This window comes from Escherichia sp. UTM R2 (assembly GCF_048593455.1).
GTDB classification, from domain to species: domain Bacteria; phylum Pseudomonadota; class Gammaproteobacteria; order Enterobacterales; family Enterobacteriaceae; genus Escherichia; species Escherichia coli.
The window spans coordinates 1,428,741-1,447,329 of sequence record NZ_JBFWDY010000002.1 but is presented as its reverse complement, the minus strand read 5'-3'; the positions used below and the strand labels follow the sequence as shown (position 1 = coordinate 1,447,329).

Here is an 18,589-nt window from a genome sequence, read left to right as displayed (position 1 = left end):
TTCTGCCATAAAAAAGCCCCGACGAGACGGGGCTAAATCATGATCAGGTGTTTCACTGAATAATAACATCGCCATTTGGCTGTTTGGTCACAGTAATTTGCTCCAGACTGTGGAGGACCAAATCGACCTCATTCAGGCGCGGGGTATCTGCCGGAGCGTTAACCGCAATGACATGGCAACCCGCCGCCAGGCCAGAAAGCACGCCAGCGGGAGCATCTTCCACCACCACACACTCCTGCGGCGCAAGCCCCAGCAGCTGCGCGCCTAACAGATACGCATCAGGTTCTGGTTTTCCGCGCTTCACTCGCTCAGCGGTTACAAACACCTCTGGTGCGGGAAGCCCAGCTATTTTATGGCGCGCTCGCGCTACCGGCATGGAGCCAGAAGTCACAATGGCCCACGGAATACCTGCTTTATTCAAATGACTGAGTAAGGCGATTGCCCCCGGAAGCGCGGTAATACCTTCGGTTTCCGTGGCCTCGATGTGCTCCAGACGCGTAAACTCGGCGGCAATATCAGCCTCGGATTTGCCCGCCATAAAATGGCGCAGAGAGGTGATCGCCTGTTTACCGTGAATGAAAGCCAGCACCTCTTCCGGCGCTAACCCATGACGTCTGGCCCAGTTGCTCCACGCCCGTTCTACCGCAGGCAGGGAATCCACCAGCGTTCCATCAAGATCAAACAGAAAACCTTTGCACCGCACGCGGGCCTCCTCAGGCATTGATAATTTGATTAATTTCGTTGGCGCTCAAATGGTACTGACGCGGGCAGGCATGCCACACATTAAGCATGCGCTGATATTTTTCCCACATTGGCGTCTGGGCGTTAAAACCGTGAGTTCCGGCGTCAAAATGGGTATAGCGCCCTTCCACATTAACCATAAAGCGGACATAACCGAGGTAACGTGCTTCAGTGGCGGCGTCAAAGCCGAGGAAGGTGACACGACGTTCATCGATGGATTGCTGGTCCTGCAAATTAGACCAGGAAACATGCAACGCATGATACATCTCCATAATGTCGATGATAGTGCGGCAGGTTTCTTCTTTCAGCTCGCCAAACTCGCGATCCAATTCACGCATCTGTAATCCGTAACCACGCTCAATAATTGTTTGCAGGCGACGGTAACGTTCAGCATTTGCCGGATCGAGCATAGTCATCATCTTGTACTGATTAGACAAAATAAGACGTTGCGCGTTGGTCATTTCCATTGTTGACTCCTGTATCACTCTACTACGGTGAAAAAAAAGAAGGCTGAGTATGCCTTCTTTTATATGCGTAATCAGGGGTCAATTACAAATCATCAAGGAAAGTTTTATCCAGTTGTTTGAAGGCGCGCTTAAGCGTGTCAGCTAATGCCTGGTAATCAGGCTTGCCTCCAACGGGTGCCAACACCTGTCCAGACTCCTGCAATTTACCGCGAACTTCATAAAACCAGTTGAGGATAGCAGGGGGTAATGGCGTTACAGAACGCTTGCCCAGCCACCACAATCCCTGCATGGGTAAACTTAAGGCGAACAGCGCAGTGGCAACTGCCGGCCCAAGCTGACCGCCCAGGGCAATCTGCCAGCAGAGAGTAAATACGGCGATCGGCGGCATAAAACGGATCGCATAACGCGTCATCTTGATAACGCGATTTTCGACAAAGACCGGGGCAAGGCGTTTTTCCAGCGGCCACGTCTTTGAGTAATGCTGTCCCCGGCGAAACAAGCTAAAAAAATTAACAGAACGATTATCCGGCGTTGACATGCTTCACCTCAACTTCACATATAAAGATTCAAAAATTTGTGCAAATTCACAACTCAGCGGGACAACGTTCAAAACATTTTGTCTTCCATACCCACTATCAGGTATCCTTTAGCAGCCTGAAGGCCTAAGTAGTACATATTCATTGAGTCGTCAAATTCATATACATTATGCCATTGGCTGAAAATTACGCAAAATGGCATAGACTCAAGATATTTCTTCCATCATGCAAAAAAAAATTTGCAGTGCATGATGTTAATCATAAATGTCGGTGTCATCATGCGCTACGCTCTATGGCTCCCTGACGTTTTTTTAGCCACGTATCAATTATAGGTACTTCCATGTCGAGTAAGTTAGTACTGGTTCTGAACTGCGGTAGTTCTTCACTGAAATTTGCCATCATCGATGCAGTAAATGGTGAAGAGTACCTTTCTGGTTTAGCCGAATGTTTCCACCTGCCTGAAGCACGTATCAAATGGAAAATGGACGGCAATAAACAGGAAGCGGCTTTAGGTGCAGGCGCCGCTCACAGCGAAGCGCTCAACTTTATCGTTAATACTATTCTGGCACAAAAACCAGAACTGTCTGCGCAGCTGACTGCTATCGGTCACCGTATCGTACACGGCGGCGAAAAGTATACCAGCTCCGTAGTGATCGATGAGTCTGTTATTCAGGGTATCAAAGATGCAGCTTCTTTTGCACCGCTGCACAACCCGGCTCACCTGATCGGTATCGAAGAAGCTCTGAAATCTTTCCCACAGCTGAAAGACAAAAACGTTGCTGTATTTGACACCGCGTTCCACCAGACTATGCCGGAAGAGTCTTACCTCTACGCCCTGCCTTACAACCTGTACAAAGAGCACGGCATCCGTCGTTACGGCGCGCACGGCACCAGCCACTTCTATGTAACCCAGGAAGCGGCAAAAATGCTGAACAAACCGGTAGAAGAACTGAACATCATCACCTGCCACCTGGGCAACGGTGGTTCCGTTTCTGCTATCCGCAACGGTAAATGCGTTGACACCTCTATGGGCCTGACCCCGCTGGAAGGTCTGGTCATGGGTACCCGTTCTGGTGATATCGATCCGGCGATCATCTTCCACCTGCACGACACCCTGGGCATGAGCGTTGACGCAATCAACAAACTGCTGACCAAAGAGTCTGGCCTGCTGGGTCTGACCGAAGTGACCAGCGACTGCCGCTATGTTGAAGACAACTACGCGACGAAAGAAGACGCGAAGCGCGCAATGGACGTTTACTGCCACCGCCTGGCGAAATACATCGGTGCCTACACTGCGCTGATGGATGGTCGTCTGGACGCTGTTGTATTCACTGGTGGTATCGGTGAAAATGCCGCGATGGTTCGTGAACTGTCTCTGGGCAAACTGGGCGTGCTGGGCTTTGAAGTTGATCATGAACGCAACCTGGCTGCACGTTTCGGCAAATCTGGTTTCATCAACAAAGAAGGTACCCGTCCTGCGGTGGTTATCCCAACCAACGAAGAACTGGTTATCGCGCAAGACGCGAGCCGCCTGACTGCCTGATTTCACACCGCCAGCTCAGCTGGCGGTGCTGTTTTGTAACCCGCCAAATCGGCGGTAACGAAAGAGGATAAACCGTGTCCCGTATTATTATGCTGATCCCTACCGGAACCAGCGTCGGTCTGACCAGCGTCAGCCTTGGCGTGATCCGTGCAATGGAACGCAAAGGCGTTCGTCTGAGCGTTTTCAAACCTATCGCTCAGCCGCGTACCGGTGGCGATGCGCCCGATCAGACTACGACTATCGTGCGTGCGAACTCTTCCACCACGACGGCCGCTGAACCGCTGAAAATGAGCTACGTTGAAGGTCTGCTTTCCAGCAATCAGAAAGATGTGCTGATGGAAGAGATCGTCGCAAACTACCACGCTAACACCAAAGACGCTGAAGTCGTTCTGGTTGAAGGTCTGGTCCCGACACGTAAGCACCAGTTTGCCCAGTCTCTGAACTACGAAATCGCTAAAACGCTGAATGCGGAAATCGTCTTCGTTATGTCTCAGGGCACTGACACCCCGGAACAGCTGAAAGAGCGTATCGAACTGACCCGCAACAGCTTCGGCGGTGCCAAAAACACCAACATCACCGGCGTTATCGTTAACAAACTGAACGCACCGGTTGATGAACAGGGTCGTACTCGCCCGGATCTGTCCGAGATTTTCGACGACTCTTCCAAAGCTAAAGTAAACAATGTTGATCCGGCGAAGCTGCAAGAATCCAGCCCGCTGCCGGTTCTCGGCGCTGTGCCGTGGAGCTTTGACCTGATCGCGACTCGTGCGATCGATATGGCTCGCCACCTGAATGCGACCATCATCAACGAAGGCGACATCAATACTCGCCGCGTTAAATCCGTCACTTTCTGCGCACGCAGCATTCCGCACATGCTGGAGCACTTCCGTGCCGGTTCTCTGCTGGTGACTTCCGCAGACCGTCCTGACGTGCTGGTGGCCGCTTGCCTGGCAGCCATGAACGGCGTAGAAATCGGTGCCCTGCTGCTGACTGGCGGCTACGAAATGGACGCGCGCATTTCTAAACTGTGCGAACGTGCTTTCGCTACCGGCCTGCCGGTATTTATGGTGAACACCAACACCTGGCAGACCTCTCTGAGCCTGCAGAGCTTCAACCTGGAAGTTCCGGTTGACGATCACGAACGTATCGAGAAAGTTCAGGAATACGTTGCTAACTACATCAACGCTGACTGGATCGAATCTCTGACTGCCACTTCTGAGCGCAGCCGTCGTCTGTCTCCGCCTGCGTTCCGTTATCAGCTGACTGAACTTGCGCGCAAAGCGGGCAAACGTATCGTACTGCCGGAAGGTGACGAACCGCGTACCGTTAAAGCAGCCGCTATCTGTGCTGAACGTGGTATCGCAACTTGCGTACTGCTGGGTAATCCGGCAGAGATCAACCGTGTTGCAGCGTCTCAGGGTGTAGAACTGGGTGCAGGGATTGAAATCGTTGATCCAGAAGTGGTTCGCGAAAGCTATGTTGGTCGTCTGGTCGAACTGCGTAAGAACAAAGGCATGACCGAAACCGTTGCCCGCGAACAGCTGGAAGACAACGTGGTGCTCGGTACGCTGATGCTGGAACAGGATGAAGTTGATGGTCTGGTTTCCGGTGCTGTTCACACTACCGCAAACACCATCCGTCCGCCGCTGCAGCTGATCAAAACTGCACCGGGCAGCTCCCTGGTATCTTCCGTGTTCTTCATGCTGCTGCCGGAACAGGTTTACGTTTACGGTGACTGTGCGATCAACCCGGATCCGACCGCTGAACAGCTGGCAGAAATCGCGATTCAGTCCGCTGATTCCGCTGCGGCCTTCGGTATCGAACCGCGCGTTGCTATGCTCTCCTACTCCACCGGTACTTCTGGTGCAGGTAGCGACGTAGAAAAAGTTCGCGAAGCAACTCGTCTGGCGCAGGAAAAACGTCCTGACCTGATGATCGACGGTCCGCTGCAGTACGACGCTGCGGTAATGGCTGACGTTGCGAAATCCAAAGCGCCGAACTCTCCGGTTGCAGGTCGCGCTACCGTGTTCATCTTCCCGGATCTGAACACCGGTAACACCACCTACAAAGCGGTACAGCGTTCTGCCGACCTGATCTCCATCGGGCCGATGCTGCAGGGTATGCGCAAGCCGGTTAACGACCTGTCCCGTGGCGCACTGGTTGACGATATCGTCTACACCATCGCGCTGACTGCGATTCAGTCTGCACAGCAGCAGTAATCTCGTCATCATCCGCAGCTTTGCGCTGCGGATATCTGAACCGGAAATAATCACTATTTCCGGTTTTTTATTCTCTTAATCTGCATTAATCCTTTCTGATTATCTTGCTTAACTGCGCTGCATCAATGAATTGCGCCATTTCACTTTGCATACTTACCACTTTGTTTTGTGCAAGGGAATATTTGCGCTATGTCCGCAATCACTGAATCCAAACCAACAAGAAGATGGGCAATGCCCGATACGTTGGTGATTATCTTTTTTGTTGCCATTTTAACCAGTCTTGCCACCTGGGTAGTTCCGGTGGGCATGTTTGACAGTCAGGAAGTGCAGTATCAGGTTGATGGTCAAACAAAAACACGCAAAGTCGTAGATCCACACTCATTTCGCATTCTGACTAACGAAGCAGGCGAACCTGAGTATCACCGCGTACAGCTGTTCACGACGGGCGATGAACGCCCGGGCCTGATGAACTTCCCGTTTGAAGGGTTAACCTCAGGATCGAAATACGGGACAGCCGTTGGCATCATCATGTTTATGCTGGTGATTGGCGGCGCGTTTGGCATTGTGATGCGTACAGGAACCATTGATAACGGTATCCTGGCGCTTATTCGCCATACCCGTGGGAATGAAATTCTCTTTATTCCTGCGCTCTTTATCCTGTTTTCACTTGGCGGCGCGGTATTTGGTATGGGAGAAGAGGCCGTCGCCTTTGCCATTATCATCGCACCGCTAATGGTCCGGCTGGGCTATGACAGTATTACCACCGTCCTGGTGACCTATATCGCCACGCAAATCGGTTTTGCCAGTTCGTGGATGAACCCGTTTTGTGTGGTCGTTGCTCAGGGGATTGCCGGCGTTCCGGTGCTTTCTGGCTCCGGGTTGCGCATCGTGGTGTGGGTTATCGCCACTATGATTGGCCTGATCTTTACCATGGTGTACGCCTCACGAGTGAAAAAGAATCCTCTTCTGTCACGCGTGCATGAGTCCGACCGCTTCTTTCGTGAAAAGCAGGCGGATGTTGAACAACGTCCGTTTACCTTTGGTGACTGGCTGGTATTGATTGTCCTGACCGCCGTAATGGTCTGGGTGATTTGGGGCGTGATCGTTAATGCCTGGTTTATTCCAGAAATTGCCAGCCAGTTCTTCACCATGGGTCTGGTGATTGGCATCATCGGCGTTGTTTTCCGCCTTAACGGCATGACGGTTAATACCATGGCTTCATCCTTTACCGAAGGGGCGCGAATGATGATCGCCCCTGCCCTGCTGGTGGGTTTCGCCAAAGGGATTTTGCTGCTGGTCGGTAATGGTGAAGCGGGTGATGCCAGCGTGTTAAATACCATCCTCAACAGCATTGCCAATGCCATTAGCGGTCTGGACAACGCGGTCGCGGCCTGGTTTATGTTGCTCTTCCAGGCGGTATTTAATTTCTTCGTGACGTCCGGTTCTGGTCAGGCGGCGTTAACCATGCCGTTACTGGCACCGCTTGGCGATCTGGTCGGTGTTAACCGTCAGGTTACCGTGCTGGCATTCCAGTTTGGTGATGGCTTCAGTCACATCATTTACCCAACCTCAGCTTCGTTAATGGCAACTCTCGGTGTGTGCAGGGTGGACTTCCGTAACTGGCTGAAGGTGGGCGCGACCCTACTTGGACTGCTGTTTATTATGTCCAGCGTCGTAGTGATCGGCGCTCAGTTGATGGGCTACCACTAAAAATGTTAAGAGCCGCAATTGCGGCTCTTTTTTCATTCTGCCGTTTCAGTCTCTACGGCTTCATTTTTGGCATTGCGCTTCATCCACAACGCCAGCGCTTTCAGCGAGTCTGGAGTGAACTCATCGCAGCGTGCGGTGATTTCTTCCGGCGTCAGCCAGCAAACTTCACTGACTTCATCTTCCTGTAGGGCGAAGGGACCGTGAGAGACGCAGCTGAACAACGCGCCCCAGACACGGCAATTTTTATCTTCGAAATAGAACTGCCCGTGCTCGGCAAAGGGGACACCGGCAATGCCCAACTCTTCTTCCGCTTCGCGACGCGCGGATTCCAGCAGTTGCTCATCGGCCTGGACTACACCGCCTGCGGTCGCATCCAACATGCCGGGTAAAAAGTCTTTTGTCTCGGTACGACGCTGGACCAGAATTTTGCCCATGCCATCATGCACGACGATGTAAGTTGCACGATGACGCAGACACTGTGCCCGCATTTGTTCCCGGCTGGCTTGTGCAATGACTTCGTTCTCTTCATTGACAATATCCACCCATTCAGTACTTGCCAAACGACGCTGTTCCATTATCAGGAAACCTTCTTTTTCTGGCGCTCTTACGGCGCATTTTGAGTTGTGGGTAAATTACGGATTAATCGCGACCTGCGCAATGATACTTTGATCATTGAGTGCGATTACACTAAGTACGTCATTATCCAGCATGCCATAACTCGCCGGATTACCGCCTTTCGGAATACTCACCGAGCCGGGGTTGAAGTGGAAAATCTCCCCCCGCTGTTCTGCCACTGGCAGATGGGTATGACCGTACACCAGCACATCGTTCTGGTTTAAAGCAGGTAGATTTTCCGGGCCAAAAAGATGACCATGCGTCAAAAACAGACGTTGTTTTTCCAGTAATACCTGTTGCCACGGCGCGGTTATCGGGAAATGCAGCAGCATTTGATCCACTTCGCTGTCGCAGTTGCCGCGCACAGCGATAACCTTATGTGCCACTTCATTAAGCCGTTCAGCGACTTTGGCTGGCGCGTAACCCTCCGGTAAAGCATTACGCGGGCCGTGATTCAACACGTCGCCAAGGATCACCAGCCACTGGGCACCGCTTTGGGCAAACAACTCCAGAACACGTTCCGTCGCCGGTAACGACCCATGAATGTCCGATGCAAACATCAGTTTCATCACTCACTCCTCGTCGAAAAAACGTAAGCTATGATACTGGATTCTGTCGTTGCTATCAGCCAGATTGCTTCGCCGAAAGTGCAATAAAACGCTGGACAGACGCTCGCTGCCACTGGAATGTCGCATAATCCACCAGGCGTTCTGGCACCTCATCGCCATGTAGTACCAGGCGGTTAATCATTAGCGCCAGATCAGTATCAGCAATGCACCATTCACCAAATAAATTCGGCTGACCCAGTGCTAACAAATGTTCTGCCATCGCGAACAGTTTCTCTGCACTGGCTTTTCCCTCGGCCGTTAGTGGCGCTTTTTTCGCCCCCGCAAAGACAACATCCGTCGGACGCTCTTCGCGGATGGGCATCAGATCGCTGCGCAGCCAGGCCTGAATCTGTCGTGCACGCGCACGATTTTCTAAATCAAGCGGATAAATACGTTCCCAGGTCGGTGGCGCAAATCGATCTTCCAGATACTCCGCAATGGCAGAAGATTCACTCAACTCAAAATCATCGATTTGTAATAACGGCACACGGCGTGTCTGACCGTAACCTTGCCACGTCGGCTGCAAATGTTCACCGCTGTCGAGGTCGATGGTCTTGATATGAAACGACAGGCCTTTTTCCTGCAACGCCACCCAGGCGGATAACACATAAGGGGAGAAAAAGTGGGCATCTGACCAAAGCGTGATAGCGGGTTTACTCATTATGTCCTCGGCAATAAAGGGGGCTGGCTATCAAACTATAGAGCCTTTTTGTCACTGTCACGTGACGAATACTCACGTAAGTCGCCGCGCTTTCTATACTTGTGGTGTTCAGATGATTAAACAACCGGAGCTGCAATGATCGATCTCTATTTCGCCCCGACACCCAATGGTCACAAAATTACGCTGTTTCTCGAAGAAGCAGAGCTGGATTATCGCTTGATTAAGGTAGACCTGGGGAAAGGCGGTCAGTTTCGTCCGGAATTTTTGCGCATTTCGCCCAACAACAAAATTCCGGCAATTGTTGATCATTCTCCTGCCGATGGCGGCGAACCGCTAAGCCTCTTTGAGTCTGGTGCCATTTTGTTGTATCTGGCTGAGAAAACAGGACTCTTTTTGAGTCATGAAACGCGTGAGCGCGCCGCCACATTACAGTGGTTATTCTGGCAGGTAGGCGGACTGGGGCCGATGCTTGGGCAAAATCATCATTTTAATCACGCAGCCCCCCAAACCATTCCTTACGCTATTGAACGTTATCAGGTTGAAACTCAGCGTCTTTACCATGTACTGAACAAGCGGCTGGAAAACTCGCCCTGGCTGGGAGGCGAGAACTACAGCATTGCGGATATTGCCTGCTGGCCGTGGGTTAATGCCTGGACTCGCCAGCGAATTGACCTAGCAATGTATCCGGCAGTCAAGAACTGGCATGAGCGGATCCGTTCGCGCCCTGCCACCGGGCAGGCACTGCTAAAAGCACAACTCGGTGATGAGCGTTCGGATAGTTAACAGAAACAGGTTCTCGTGTATTATTTCATCCTAAGTAAAACAACGGAGAACCTGCAATGGCACAACCTGCCGCTATTATTCGTATAAAGAACCTTCGTTTGCGTACGTTTATCGGAATTAAGGAAGAAGAAATTAACAACCGTCAGGATATTGTTATCAATGTGACGATCCACTACCCCGCCGATAAAGCGCGCACTAGCGAAGATATCAACGATGCGCTGAATTATCGCACCGTAACGAAAAACATTATTCAGCATGTAGAGAATAACCGTTTCTCTTTGCTGGAAAAATTAACTCAGGATGTGCTCGATATCGCACGTGAACATCACTGGGTGACGTATGCTGAAGTGGAGATCGATAAACTGCACGCGCTGCGCTACGCCGATTCGGTATCCATGACCTTAAGCTGGCAGCGTTAATCGCCATATCGGGAGGCTGCATGAACATAGTGATCACCGGAGGGACAGGATTAATTGGTCGCCATTTGATTCCGCGTTTGCTGGAGCTGGGCCATCAAATTACGGTAGTGACGCGTAACCCGCAGAAAGCCAGTTCCGTTCTCGGCCCTCGGGTGACACTATGGCAAGGGCTTGCCGATCAAAGCAACCTCAACGGCGTTGATGCGGTAATCAACCTGGCCGGAGAACCGATTGCTGATAAACGCTGGACTCACGAGCAAAAAGAGCGTCTCTGCCAAAGCCGCTGGAATATCACGCAAAAACTGGTCGATTTGATTAATGCCAGCGACACGCCACCGTCGGTACTCATTTCCGGCTCGGCAACGGGCTATTATGGTGACTTAGGTGAAGTGGTGGTTACCGAAGAGGAACCGCCGCATAACGAATTTACCCATAAACTCTGCGCTCGCTGGGAAGAAATTGCCTGCCGGGCGCAAAGTGACAAAACGCGAGTGTGCCTGCTGCGTACCGGTGTAGTGCTGGCACCGGATGGCGGTATTCTCGGTAAAATGCTGCCGCCGTTTCGTCTTGGCCTGGGCGGGCCGATTGGCTCTGGTCGGCAGTATCTGGCCTGGATTCATATTGATGATATGGTCAACGGTATTCTCTGGCTGCTGGATAACGAGCTGCGCGGGCCATTTAATATGGTTTCGCCCTACCCGGTACGCAATGAACAATTTGCCCATGCGCTCGGTCATGCGCTGCATCGCCCGGCCATTTTGCGCGTCCCCGCGACCGCCATTCGACTGTTAATGGGCGAATCTTCAGTACTGGTATTAGGTGGACAACGCGCGCTGCCTAAACGGCTGGAAGAAGCGGGTTTTGCGTTTCGCTGGTACGATTTAGAAGAGGCGCTGGCGGATGTCGTTCGCTGATGTGGTTTACAGCAAACATCCGCCAGTTAACTCCCGGTGTTACAGGATTAGTGGCTTTGCGCGATAAGATCGTCTGGTGAAAGTCGGGTCACCATCATAACTAACTCTCTGTCTAAACCTCTATCCAGCATCTCCTGAGCAATACGCAGGGCTTCTTCGTGTTTGCCCTGCATTGCGCCTTCTTCACGTAATCTGTCAGCAATGGTCATCAGTTTCTCCTTTTCTTGTGGTGCGCGTTCCGCTATCTCACCAATAAATGCACGAAAACGCTGGGCATCCCCTGTTTGTAATACGTAATTAAACAGGGCTTTTAGCTGTCTGTCATTAGTGTTCCCTGTAACTAGCAGCGAAACAATTTGGTCGACTAATCCCAACAGATCGCGCTGACGAATATGTTTCTGAATTAACTCCAACAGCGCCATTTTGCGGTGTTGCATAATCTCGTCATCCGGCACCACGGTAATATCCACCAACGGAAAAGCCGATGAATATATTTTGCGGGCTATAGCAGGCTCGGCAAATTCATCAAGCCAGCAGAGTGAATAAGGATAAGGACTTCTGCAACCATGATAAAACAGCATCGGGATCACCAATGGTGATCTTACCCAGCAATAGTGGACACGCGGCTAAGTGAGTAAACTCTCAGTCAGAGGTGACTCACATGACAAAAACAGTATCAACCAGTAAAAAACCCCGTAAACAGCATTCGCCTGAATTTCGCAGTGAAGCCCTGAAGCTTGCTGAACGCATCGGTGTTACTGCCGCAGCCCGTGAACTCAGCCTGTATGAATCACAACTCTACAACTGGCGCAGTAAACAGCAAAATCAGCAGACGTCTTCTGAACGTGAACTGGAGATGTCTACCGAGATTGCACGTCTCAAACGCCAGCTGGCAGAACGGGATGAAGAGCTGGCTATCCTCCAAAAGGCCGCGACATACTTCGCGAAGCGCCTGAAATGAAGTATGTCTTTATTGAAAAACATCAGGCTGAGTTCAGCATCAAAGCAATGTGCCGCGTGCTCCGGGTGGCCCGCAGCGGCTGGTATACGTGGTGTCAGCGGCGGACAAGGATAAGCACGCGTCAGCAGTTCCGCCAACACTGCGACAGCGTTGTCCTCGCGGCTTTTACCCGGTCAAAACAGCGTTACGGTGCCCCACGCCTGACGGATGAACTGCGTGCTCAGGGTTACCCCTTTAACGTAAAAACCGTGGCGGCAAGCCTGCGCCGTCAGGGACTGAGGGCAAAGGCCTCCCGGAAGTTCAGCCCGGTCAGCTACCGCGCACACGGCCTGCCTGTGTCAGAAAATCTGTTGGAGCAGGATTTTTACGCCAGTGGCCCGAACCAGAAGTGGGCAGGAGACATCACGTACTTACGTACAGATGAAGGCTGGCTGTATCTGGCAGTGGTCATTGACCTGTGGTCACGTGCCGTTATTGGCTGGTCAATGTCGCCACGCATGACGGCGCAACTGGCCTGCGATGCCCTGCAGATGGCGCTGTGGCGGCGTAAGAGGCCCCGGAACGTTATCGTTCACACGGACCGTGGAGGCCAGTACTGTTCAGCAGATTATCAGGCGCAACTGAAGCGGCATAATCTGCGTGGAAGTATGAGCGCAAAAGGTTGCTGCTACGATAATGCCTGCGTGGAAAGCTTCTTTCATTCGCTGAAAGTGGAATGTATCCATGGAGAACACTTTATCAGCCGGGAAATAATGCGGGCAACGGTGTTTAATTATATCGAATGTGATTACAATCGGTGGCGGCGGCACAGTTGGTGTGGCGGCCTCAGTCCGGAACAATTTGAAAACAAGAACCTCGCTTAGGCCTGTGTCCATATTACGTGGGTAGGATCATGGAAGCTCTTTATAGCCCGCATCAAGATGGTTTTGCATTGCCGCAATGGAATAACGTATCATGCGAAAAGCCATTAATTCTTCCGGCTTACTTTGGTGCTCTATCACTACATAAATATAACCCACTCCCTCCTGCGTTTTCACAGACCACAAGAGGTCGGAATAATATTGCCGCAGGTCTTCATCAATAAAACTGTTTGGTTCCAGTTTAAGCGTCGTTAAATCACACAGTTTGCGCAGCGGCGCGGGAAGATGAATATCAATAAAATCCCGCGCGGTGTCTGGATGGCGTAAAAAAGATTTAAATACCGCATCATGCGGCGTGGAAGTTGTCGATATTGTCATGGCGTTCCGTCACCCCTCAAATTTAAGATGACGCGACAATAACCACGATTAACACCCAATGCAGCAGGCAGTTTTTATCTTTGGACAGCGAATTCAGAAGTATTTTTAGCGGACTGTAACTTTTACATTTCAGCGGAAGCTGACTCGCAAATTCCCCATGAAAATACTCCGGCAGCGTTAGCCACCGGAGAGGAAATTATTTCAGCGATCCCTTAAGGAACCGTTGCAGACGAGGGCTTTGCGGGTTGCCAAATAACTGCTCCGGCGCGCCCTCTTCTTCTATTTTCCCCTGATGGAGGAAAATGACATGAGTAGAAACATGGCGAGCAAAGCCCATTTCGTGAGTCACTACCACCATGGTTTTCCCCTCTTCTGCCAGTTGCTGCATAATACGCAACACTTCGCCTACCAGTTCAGGATCGAGCGCCGAGGTAGGTTCATCAAACAGTAAAACTTCCGGTTCCATCGCCAGCGCCCGCGCGATAGAAACACGCTGTTGCTGACCGCCGGAAAGATGCACCGGATATTTCCCCTGCGCACGTTCGTCTATCCCGACTTTTGCCAGATACTTCACCGCCCGCTCGCGCGCTTCCTGCTTGCTCAGGCCCAACACCTGAATCGGCGCTTCCATGACGTTTTCCAGCACCGTCATATGGCTCCAGAGATTGAAGTGCTGGAATACCATCGTCAGGCGTGTGAGCAGTAAGCGCAGTTGATTTTTATCGGCGACTTTGAGTTGACCGTCTTTGTCGCGCACCAGATTGATCGTCTGGCCATTGACCACGATCGACCCTTCACTCGGTTTTTCGAGGAAGTTAATGCAGCGCAGAAAGGTACTTTTCCCCGATCCCGACGATCCGATGATGCTTATTACATCTCCGGCATTCGCTTGCAGTGAGACCCCTTTCAGCACTTCATGTTTGCCGTAGCGTTTGTGCAAATCGATAACGTTTAATTTATTCTCGGACATCGTATTCTCAGTGCGTTGAAGAAGGTTTCACATGCTGCAACCAGCGTTTTTCCGCTCTGCGAAAGAGGCTGATCAGGACATAAGAGATGATTAAATAGAGCACCGCGGCAATGCCGAAGGCGGTAAAAGGTTGATACGTGGCGGCGTTAATATCGCGGGCTATTTTCAGCAGATCCGGCACAGTGGCCGTAAACGCCAGCGCAGTAGAGTGCAGCATCAGGATCACTTCGTTGCTGTATGCCGGTAACGCAATACGCAGCGCAGAAGGCAAAATAATGCAACGATACATTTTAAAAGTCGAGAAGCCATAGGCTCTGGCGGCTTCAATTTCCCCATGCGGAACCGAACGGATTGCCCCAGCAAAAATCTCGGTAGTGTAAGCGCAGGTGTTAAGCGTCAGCGCCAGCACGGTACAGTTCAGGCCACTGCGGAAGAAAGCGTTAAGGAATTCGGTTCCCTTAACAATCTCAAGCGTGTACATGCCGGAATAGAACACCAGCAACTGAACATACAGCGGCGTACCGCGAAAAATATAGGTAAATAACCAGATTGGAAACTGGATGTATTTATTACTGGAGACACGACCAATCGCCAGAAACAGCGCCAGGACTCCGCCTATCACTACCGACAAAATAAGCAGCCACAGAGTGATCGCCACACCAGTAAAGCGATAACCGTCGGTCCACAGCAGCGGTTTCCAGTATTCATGTAAGATTTCGATCACAGGTCAGCCCTCTTCACACCCACGGAGTAGCGGCGCTCAAGGAACAGCAGCACACCATTGGAAACAGTGGTGAAAACCAGGTAAATCACGCCACAGACGATGGCGAAATAGAACGGTTCCCAGGTACTTTTGCCTGCCAGTTGGGTGGCTTTGACCACATCTTCCAGGCCGAGTAACGAAACCAGTGCGGTAGATTTGAGGATCACCTGCCAGTTGTTGCCAATGCCTGGCAGGGCGTAACGCATCATCGCCGGAAACATGATCCGCCGAAACACTTGCCCACGAGTAAAACCGAACGCCGTCGCCGCCTCTATATGTCCTTTCGGCACTGCCATAAAAGCACCACGGAACGTTTCGGTAAAATAAGCACCGTAGATAAAACCGAGAGTGATAATACCAGCGACCATCGGATCGATATCAATCTGCCCGACGCCCATCGCCTCCGTCACCGTGTTTAGCGCAATCTGCAAACCGTAGAAAATCAGCAGCATCAACACTAAGTCCGGCACGCCACGAATCAGCGTGGTGTACCCTTCGAAAATCAGCCCCGAAAGCCGATTTTGCGAGAGCTTACCGCCAGCGCCAATTAAACCGATGATTACAGCGAGCACTACAGAGCTGATAGCCAGCTCCAGCGTGACGAGCGCACCCTGTAAAATAACACCTGAAAACCCATACAACATGCTGCCTGTCCTGTCGTGTGTGGTGAATTACCGCCTCTTGTCTCCCTCCGGTTACCCGAAGGGAGCGGGCTTTCTTTCACCGATGGCGATTAGCCACCATAAACATCAAAATCGAAGTACTTTTTCGCTAATTTCTCGTAAGTACCGTCAGCGCGCATTTCGGCAAAGGCTTTGTTCAGTGCTTCGCGCAGTTCGTTATCTTCTTTACGCAGGCCCATGCCGGTCCCTACGCCAAACAGTTTTTCATCTTTAACAGACGGGCCACCGAATTTGTAATCTTTACCGACAGGTTGTTTGAGGAAACCTTCGCTGGCGGCGACCTCATCCTGGAACGCGGCATCAATACGTCCGGCAGTCAGGTCAGAATAAATGTTGTCCTGCCCCTGATACGAGACGATTTCAATGCCTTTTGGTGCCCAATGTTCATTACCGAACGTCTCCTGGGTGGTGCCCTGCAATACGCCTACCCGTTTGCCTTTCAGCGACTCGACTGTCGGCTGAATGTCAGAATTTTTCGCCACCACCAAACGAGAATCGGCAGCGTACAGTTTGTCGGTGAAGGCTATTTCTTGCTGACGTTTTTCCGTAATGGAAAGCGATGACATGATGGCGTCAATCTTCTTCGCTTTTAAGGACGGGATTAACGCATCCAGCGGATTTTCGACAAACGTACATTGCGTATTGATGCGTTTGCATAATTCCTTTGCCAGATCGATATCGAAGCCAACCAGTTCGCCTTGTGAATTTTTTGATTCAAATGGCGCATAGGTCGGGTCGGTACCGATGCGGATGTTTTGCGGAATCGCAGCAAATGCCGCAGTTGCGCTGGAGAAGGCCAGAACCAGAGAGAGCGATAGCACCAGTTTTTTCATAATGTCCTCAACTGACAGTCTTTTTATAGGGAATATTTACAGGTTTGTTACACTTATCGTGCCATAAAATTGACCATCAAGGCAAAATATCCCGCCCCGTTAGACGTATTATTTTTCATTAAAAATGCTTAAGTATGCATTTCAATGCACCACGATAGTGCAACAAACCTGGCGTGCACCATGATGATCATTCCATCAGGTACAGCTTCCCAGCGACGTATCAGTCACCGTAGACATTAAAGTCGAAATACTTTTTCGCCATCTTGTCGTAGGTGCCGTCCTGACGCAGCTCGCCAAGCGCCTTATTGAAGGCAGCCGTCAGTTCAGCATCATCTTTACGTAGCCCTACACCGGTGCCATCACCGAAGTATTTTTTGTCTTTTACTGATGAGCCAGCAAAGGCGAAATCTTTACCAGCAGGTTGCTTGAGGAATCCTTCGCTGGCAGCAACTTCATCTTGTAACGCAGCATCCAGACGTCCTGCAGCCAGATCGGAATAGACCAAATCCTGGTTGGCATAGGCCACCACATCCACGCCTTTACTACGCCAGGTCTCGTTAGCGTAAGCTTCCTGGGTTGATCCCTGCAGCACACCAACATGTTTACCTTTCAGTGAATCCAGCGTTGGCTGAATCGGTGAACCTTTGGCCGCAATCAAACGAGAATCTGCGGCGTACAGCTTGTCGGAGAAGGCAATCTCCTGCTGACGTTTATCGGTAATGGAAAGCGACGAAATAATAGCGTCGATTTTTTTCGCTTTCAGTGAGGGGATCAGCGCGTCAAAGTCACTGGCAACCCAGGTACATTTCACCTGCATCCGTTTGCACATCTCGTTACCGAGATCGATATCAAAGCCAACAAAATCACCTTTAGCATCTTTCGATGAGAACGGTGCGTAGGTGGTATCGGTTCCGATACGTACCGTCTCCGGTAGCGCCGCATAGCTGGAAGCCGCTGTGGAGAGACCGACTAACAAAGACAGAGCGAGAATCGACTTCTTCATACATAACCCTCAAGTGAAAATGGCTTTTTTATGTTGTGTATTGTGTTGTGTGTTTGCAGGCTCTTTCATGCAGGTCTTATGCCATCTTGACGACAACAGTAACATTCAACGTTAAATATGTTAATAAGACGTTACATTATTGTCCTGAAGTTGAAGATAGCAGGTATAGCGGTTGAATCGCAGCGTTTCGATTGAATGGCAGAAACAAAATGTCGAGGATTTGATCGCGGTTGCAAAATTGCCCTGAAACAGGGCAACAGCGGAGTTATGCGCCCTGCCAGCGGGCAAAGAGATCTTCAGGAAGGGTTATCGCAAACTGGTCAAGAACACGATTAACCGTCTGATTTATCACATCATCAAGGGATTGCGGGCGATGATAAAACGCCGGAACGGGAGGCATAATCACCGCACCGATTTCTGCCGCCTGAGTCATTAAACGCAGATGGCCTAAGTGCAATGGTGTTTCACGCACGCAGAGCACCAACGGGCGACGCTCTTTCAGCACCACATCTGCCGCACGGGTCAGTAAGCCATCAGTATAGCTATGGACAATGCCGGAAAGGGTTTTGATTGAACAGGGTAAAATCACCATCCCCAGCGTCTGGAAAGAACCGGAAGAGATGCTGGCGGCAATATCGCGCGCATCGTGCGTGACATCGGCTAATGCCTGCACTTCGCGCAGAGAAAAATCCGTTTCGAGGGATAAGGTCTGGCGCGCTGCCTGGCTCATCACCAGATGCGTTTCGATATCTGTGACATCGCGCAGAACCTGTAATAAGCGCACGCCATAAATCGCGCCGCTGGCACCGCTGATGCCTACAATGAGTCGTTTCATAAATAGTTGCCCTGTCAGACTTGCAGGCAGACTTTGCAGGATTTCGGCGGGAGTTGCAAGTCAGGGTGCCAGACCGGCACCCTCAGC

At 51.2% G+C, this 18,589-nt stretch carries 19 protein-coding genes and 2 pseudogenes; 7 read left to right on the top strand and 14 right to left on the bottom strand.

What is annotated here, in order from left to right:
• Positions 1-52: 52 nt before the first annotated feature.
• From hxpA to yfbV, 3 genes are all read right to left on the bottom strand, one after another.
• The gene (gene hxpA, locus AB4H76_RS07845) at positions 53-703 is read right to left on the bottom strand and encodes a hexitol phosphatase HxpA (protein ID WP_001203392.1); all 651 of its coding nucleotides are present in this window, start codon (positions 701-703) and stop codon (positions 53-55) included.
• A 10-nt stretch (positions 704-713) separates the two neighbouring features.
• The gene (locus AB4H76_RS07840; RefSeq protein WP_000426124.1) at positions 714-1,208 is read right to left on the bottom strand and encodes a YfbU family protein; all 495 of its coding nucleotides are present in this window, start codon (positions 1,206-1,208) and stop codon (positions 714-716) included.
• Positions 1,209-1,290: 82 nt separating this feature from the next.
• Positions 1,291-1,746: a terminus macrodomain insulation protein YfbV gene (yfbV, locus tag AB4H76_RS07835; RefSeq protein ID WP_077492867.1), complete on the bottom strand. Its 456-nt coding sequence runs from the start codon at positions 1,744-1,746 to the stop codon at positions 1,291-1,293.
• 338 nt (positions 1,747-2,084) lie between these two features.
• On the opposite strand from yfbV, the gene ackA reads away from it, so the two are divergent.
• The 3 genes from ackA to yfcC all read left to right on the top strand — a co-directional run bounded on the left by ackA (position 2,085) and on the right by yfcC (position 7,216).
• Positions 2,085-3,287: an acetate kinase gene (gene ackA, locus AB4H76_RS07830; protein ID WP_000095707.1), complete on the top strand. Its 1,203-nt coding sequence runs from the start codon at positions 2,085-2,087 to the stop codon at positions 3,285-3,287.
• Positions 3,288-3,361: 74 nt separating this feature from the next.
• Positions 3,362-5,506 (top strand): phosphate acetyltransferase, encoded by a 2,145-nt coding sequence (gene pta / locus AB4H76_RS07825; RefSeq protein WP_000086722.1) that lies wholly within the window; start codon positions 3,362-3,364, stop codon positions 5,504-5,506.
• Between the two features lie 189 nt (positions 5,507-5,695).
• A complete protein-coding gene (gene yfcC, locus AB4H76_RS07820; RefSeq protein ID WP_001274501.1) occupies positions 5,696-7,216 on the top strand; it encodes a putative basic amino acid antiporter YfcC in 1,521 nt (506 codons plus the stop codon).
• A gap of 32 nt (positions 7,217-7,248) precedes the next feature.
• Here yfcC and yfcD read toward each other — a convergent pair whose 3' ends face one another.
• From yfcD to yfcF, 3 genes are read right to left on the bottom strand one after another with little or no spacing between them, the layout of a single operon-like run.
• Positions 7,249-7,791, bottom strand: a complete 543-nt coding sequence (yfcD, locus tag AB4H76_RS07815) for an NUDIX hydrolase YfcD (protein ID WP_000437935.1) — start codon at positions 7,789-7,791, stop codon at positions 7,249-7,251.
• A 57-nt stretch (positions 7,792-7,848) separates the two neighbouring features.
• Positions 7,849-8,400 (bottom strand): phosphodiesterase, encoded by a 552-nt coding sequence (yfcE, locus tag AB4H76_RS07810; RefSeq protein WP_000772452.1) that lies wholly within the window; start codon positions 8,398-8,400, stop codon positions 7,849-7,851.
• Between the two features lie 55 nt (positions 8,401-8,455).
• Positions 8,456-9,100 (bottom strand): glutathione transferase, encoded by a 645-nt coding sequence (gene yfcF / locus AB4H76_RS07805; protein ID WP_000042440.1) that lies wholly within the window; start codon positions 9,098-9,100, stop codon positions 8,456-8,458.
• A 135-nt stretch (positions 9,101-9,235) separates the two neighbouring features.
• Here yfcF and yfcG point away from each other — a divergent pair, with 135 nt between their 5' ends.
• Genes yfcG through AB4H76_RS07790 form a run of 3 tightly spaced genes read left to right on the top strand, consistent with a single transcriptional unit; the run spans position 9,236 to position 11,216 of the window.
• Positions 9,236-9,883 (top strand): GSH-dependent disulfide bond oxidoreductase, encoded by a 648-nt coding sequence (yfcG, locus tag AB4H76_RS07800; protein WP_000566471.1) that lies wholly within the window; start codon positions 9,236-9,238, stop codon positions 9,881-9,883.
• 56 nt (positions 9,884-9,939) lie between these two features.
• Positions 9,940-10,302, top strand: coding sequence for a dihydroneopterin triphosphate 2'-epimerase (folX, locus tag AB4H76_RS07795; RefSeq protein WP_000068457.1), 363 nt, complete (start codon positions 9,940-9,942; stop codon positions 10,300-10,302).
• A 20-nt stretch (positions 10,303-10,322) separates the two neighbouring features.
• Entirely contained in the window at positions 10,323-11,216 is an 894-nt protein-coding gene (locus AB4H76_RS07790) for a TIGR01777 family oxidoreductase (protein WP_001028341.1), read from the top strand.
• Positions 11,217-11,263: 47 nt separating this feature from the next.
• On the opposite strand, the pseudogene rpnB (AB4H76_RS07785) reads toward AB4H76_RS07790, so the two are convergent.
• Positions 11,264-11,812, bottom strand: a pseudogene (gene rpnB, locus AB4H76_RS07785) (recombination-promoting nuclease RpnB); the annotation flags it as partial.
• A gap of 65 nt (positions 11,813-11,877) precedes the next feature.
• On the opposite strand from rpnB (AB4H76_RS07785), the gene AB4H76_RS07780 reads away from it, so the two are divergent.
• Positions 11,878-13,040 (top strand): IS3-like element IS3 family transposase gene (locus AB4H76_RS07780; protein ID WP_085947771.1). Its coding sequence is split into 2 segments (ribosomal slippage): positions 11,878-12,139 and positions 12,139-13,040, totalling 1,164 coding nucleotides; the frame shifts between segments, so codons are not numbered across the junction.
• A gap of 30 nt (positions 13,041-13,070) precedes the next feature.
• On the opposite strand, the pseudogene rpnB (AB4H76_RS07775) reads toward AB4H76_RS07780, so the two are convergent.
• The 7 genes and pseudogenes from rpnB (AB4H76_RS07775) to ubiX form a co-directional block, all read right to left on the bottom strand.
• A pseudogene (gene rpnB / locus AB4H76_RS07775) lies at positions 13,071-13,415 on the bottom strand (recombination-promoting nuclease RpnB); the annotation flags it as partial.
• Positions 13,416-13,611: 196 nt separating this feature from the next.
• On the bottom strand, positions 13,612-14,385 hold the full coding sequence (hisP, locus tag AB4H76_RS07770; RefSeq protein ID WP_420062581.1) for a histidine ABC transporter ATP-binding protein HisP: 774 nt from the start codon (positions 14,383-14,385) through the stop codon (positions 13,612-13,614).
• A gap of 7 nt (positions 14,386-14,392) precedes the next feature.
• A complete protein-coding gene (locus AB4H76_RS07765; protein ID WP_000569958.1) occupies positions 14,393-15,109 on the bottom strand; it encodes an ABC transporter permease in 717 nt (238 codons plus the stop codon).
• Entirely contained in the window at positions 15,106-15,792 is a 687-nt protein-coding gene (gene hisQ, locus AB4H76_RS07760; RefSeq protein WP_000965518.1) for a histidine ABC transporter permease HisQ, read from the bottom strand. The genes AB4H76_RS07765 and hisQ overlap by 4 nt, the downstream gene beginning before the upstream one ends.
• Before the next feature lie 89 nt (positions 15,793-15,881).
• Entirely contained in the window at positions 15,882-16,664 is a 783-nt protein-coding gene (gene hisJ / locus AB4H76_RS07755; protein WP_000737621.1) for a histidine ABC transporter substrate-binding protein HisJ, read from the bottom strand.
• Positions 16,665-16,884: 220 nt separating this feature from the next.
• Positions 16,885-17,667, bottom strand: a complete 783-nt coding sequence (gene argT, locus AB4H76_RS07750) for a lysine/arginine/ornithine ABC transporter substrate-binding protein ArgT (RefSeq protein ID WP_000748271.1) — start codon at positions 17,665-17,667, stop codon at positions 16,885-16,887.
• A 265-nt stretch (positions 17,668-17,932) separates the two neighbouring features.
• Positions 17,933-18,502: a flavin prenyltransferase UbiX gene (gene ubiX, locus AB4H76_RS07745; RefSeq protein ID WP_000825700.1), complete on the bottom strand. Its 570-nt coding sequence runs from the start codon at positions 18,500-18,502 to the stop codon at positions 17,933-17,935.
• Between the last annotated feature and the right edge of the window lie 87 nt (positions 18,503-18,589).

What these genes read in the sequence shown, in the direction of transcription:
- yfcF (WP_000042440.1), bottom strand. Translation starts at nt 9,100, where the DNA reads ATGAGTAAACCCGCTATCACGCTTTGGTCAGATGCCCACTTTTTCTCC.
- hisJ (WP_000737621.1), bottom strand. Translation starts at nt 16,664, where the DNA reads ATGAAAAAACTGGTGCTATCGCTCTCTCTGGTTCTGGCCTTCTCCAGC.
- yfcD (WP_000437935.1), bottom strand. Translation starts at nt 7,791, where the DNA reads ATGGAACAGCGTCGTTTGGCAAGTACTGAATGGGTGGATATTGTCAAT.
- folX (WP_000068457.1), top strand. Translation starts at nt 9,940, where the DNA reads ATGGCACAACCTGCCGCTATTATTCGTATAAAGAACCTTCGTTTGCGT.
- yfcG (WP_000566471.1), top strand. Translation starts at nt 9,236, where the DNA reads ATGATCGATCTCTATTTCGCCCCGACACCCAATGGTCACAAAATTACG.
- hisQ (WP_000965518.1), bottom strand. Translation starts at nt 15,792, where the DNA reads ATGTTGTATGGGTTTTCAGGTGTTATTTTACAGGGTGCGCTCGTCACG.
- AB4H76_RS07840 (WP_000426124.1), bottom strand. Translation starts at nt 1,208, where the DNA reads ATGGAAATGACCAACGCGCAACGTCTTATTTTGTCTAATCAGTACAAG.
- yfcE (WP_000772452.1), bottom strand. Translation starts at nt 8,400, where the DNA reads ATGAAACTGATGTTTGCATCGGACATTCATGGGTCGTTACCGGCGACG.
- AB4H76_RS07790 (WP_001028341.1), top strand. Translation starts at nt 10,323, where the DNA reads ATGAACATAGTGATCACCGGAGGGACAGGATTAATTGGTCGCCATTTG.
- ubiX (WP_000825700.1), bottom strand. Translation starts at nt 18,502, where the DNA reads ATGAAACGACTCATTGTAGGCATCAGCGGTGCCAGCGGCGCGATTTAT.
- ackA (WP_000095707.1), top strand. Translation starts at nt 2,085, where the DNA reads ATGTCGAGTAAGTTAGTACTGGTTCTGAACTGCGGTAGTTCTTCACTG.
- hisP (WP_420062581.1), bottom strand. Translation starts at nt 14,385, where the DNA reads ATGTCCGAGAATAAATTAAACGTTATCGATTTGCACAAACGCTACGGC.
- argT (WP_000748271.1), bottom strand. Translation starts at nt 17,667, where the DNA reads ATGAAGAAGTCGATTCTCGCTCTGTCTTTGTTAGTCGGTCTCTCCACA.
- yfcC (WP_001274501.1), top strand. Translation starts at nt 5,696, where the DNA reads ATGTCCGCAATCACTGAATCCAAACCAACAAGAAGATGGGCAATGCCC.
- yfbV (WP_077492867.1), bottom strand. Translation starts at nt 1,746, where the DNA reads ATGTCAACGCCGGATAATCGTTCTGTTAATTTTTTTAGCTTGTTTCGC.